Here is a 1,947-nt window from a genome sequence, read left to right on the forward strand (position 1 = left end):
ACGCGCCTTCGCTGGTAGCTAGGATACTCACGGGGGTACCCCAAATGGGGGTCAGGCCCTGCTGGTCTTCTTAGGAAGTAATCCCCCGGGGTGGTACATTAAAACAATCCTCCGGATTTAAAATTGCGATTTTGGGCTTAAGGAGCATATAAGTTTAAGTAAGTAGTATAGCTTTCCTGTTTGGATGGATAGCTATACGCCGTGATAAGGGCGCGGGTGCACACCGTGAGGAGAAGAGCGGTGCTCCTCTAACTCCATACGGACAGGTGAATTTTTACTCTAGCGTGAAGTCTTTGCTTTTGTAGATTAGTTGTTTTGCCCCCATTAATTTTTTAATCAGTCTGACTTTTGAGCCATGCACTAAACTTCTAAACCGGTTTTCTCCTTGTTCAACTCCAATAGATAGCCGGTACCACCGCCCGAACTTAACACCGATTAGATAATTATTAAGAGCCCCCGGCGCACTACTCCCCTCCTTATCTTTAAAAATCGCCATAGGTTCTTGTAAAATGTCTTGCGCTAAATAGTAGTCAAATAAATCCGTTTCAGGGTGTTTTTCTAGGTGTGTGGTGAGTGTGCGTGCGCTAAGACGCACTAAGGGACTATGCGCCCCCACCACCTGCATAATCTCAGGCTTGAGGGTGGCAAAGTCTATAATCTGTTCGGGGCTCTTAGAGAGTTCTATCAACTTTTTAAGGCGCATTTTCTTAGCCTCACACACCCGTACCACATTGGCCAAACGCGCGATCGCCTCTTTATTTTGGGCGTACTTTTGCAATTTGGCGTTAAAGAAGTTATGTAAAAACTTATAGACATCCCCCTCAAAAGCGTTTTTCTTATCTTTTGAGCGCACGGAGGGCGGGGGCGTGTGTGAAATTTGATAATGCGTACCATTCAGGGCGTTATAACGCTTTAACCCCTCCTTAGAGTGCATAGAAAGGCGGCATCTACAGCCCCAATCAAGCGGGGGGGTGTGGGTTTGCCAGAACTCATGTTTGCGGGGCAAGCACACGCCATGATAGGCCTTGTGGCGTGCCGCACTATCTAGCTCACTCTCAAAAAGATAGTACCACCCATCGCCATCCTCACTCTCTGCCATGGGGGGTGTGTTCTCATAGCCCAACATCTTCGCGCGTGTGTGGCTATAGACTTTGTTATAACTAAAAATGCGTTCTAGGCGTTTTTTACTGAAACTTTGGGCGATACGCGGGTTAGCCTTGATGAAGTCATAAAGAGTTTGTTTATTAGCAATGGCCTTTTCTAAGGCGTTTTGAAAATCAATAATCGTGTCTATGCTCCCCACTCCGGCCAAAGCAAACGCCCTTAGATGGTCCTCAAACTTGAATTTAGCAGGATCTTTGATCAAAGTAGGTTTGCGCGCCATCAATGCGCTTATAGATTCTAAATAGGGCATGGGGGGAGTTTAGTACAAATTTGCTTGCAGAAACAATAAACTTAACCCCCCCTTAAACATTTGACAACCCCCGCATAATCCCCTATAATGCGCGCTGGCAACTCTTTAGAGCGTGCCAGACCCCTTTTTCACCGCCATCTCCTCTCTGCTCCATTTTGCTTTGATCCCTAGAACTCCTAAAAAGGGGATGGCGCGCAAAGCCCTTCATTGAAGCGCGCTATACTCTAACATGCACGATTTTAACGACTTGAAGGACTATTTAAAGTCCCTTAAACACAGCTTGAACGCCGACCCCAAGCGCAAGCCAAGAGCTTTGGCCCATTTTGGTGTCTTTGTGAAAACCTACTTTGCCCACCACCTGCAAGAGGGCGATACCAGCGTTTTTAGAAACGCCATGTTTGAGGGGGTTAAGGACTATCTCAACGCCTCTAAGATTTGCATCATCAAAGCCTACCGCGGGGCGTATAAAACCACTTTGCTAAGCCGTATGCTCACGCTCTGGCTCTTTGCTAGAGGGGAGCGCCACTACATGA

1 protein-coding gene and 1 pseudogene are annotated in these 1,947 nt (G+C 47.1%); one reads left to right on the plus strand and one right to left on the minus strand.

Going from position 1 to position 1,947, the window contains the following annotated elements:
• Positions 1 to 274: 274 nt before the first annotated feature.
• Complete coding sequence (locus tag EAO38_RS08460; RefSeq protein WP_235852592.1) at positions 275 to 1,384, minus strand: phage head morphogenesis protein; 1,110 nt, start codon at positions 1,382 to 1,384, stop codon at positions 275 to 277.
• 259 nt (positions 1,385 to 1,643) lie between these two features.
• Here EAO38_RS08460 and EAO38_RS08465 point away from each other — a divergent pair.
• Positions 1,644 to 1,947, plus strand: a pseudogene (locus EAO38_RS08465) (hypothetical protein); the annotation flags it as partial.

The sequence above is a fragment of the Helicobacter vulpis genome, from assembly GCF_003660395.1.
Taxonomy (GTDB): Bacteria; Campylobacterota; Campylobacteria; order Campylobacterales; family Helicobacteraceae; genus Helicobacter; species Helicobacter vulpis.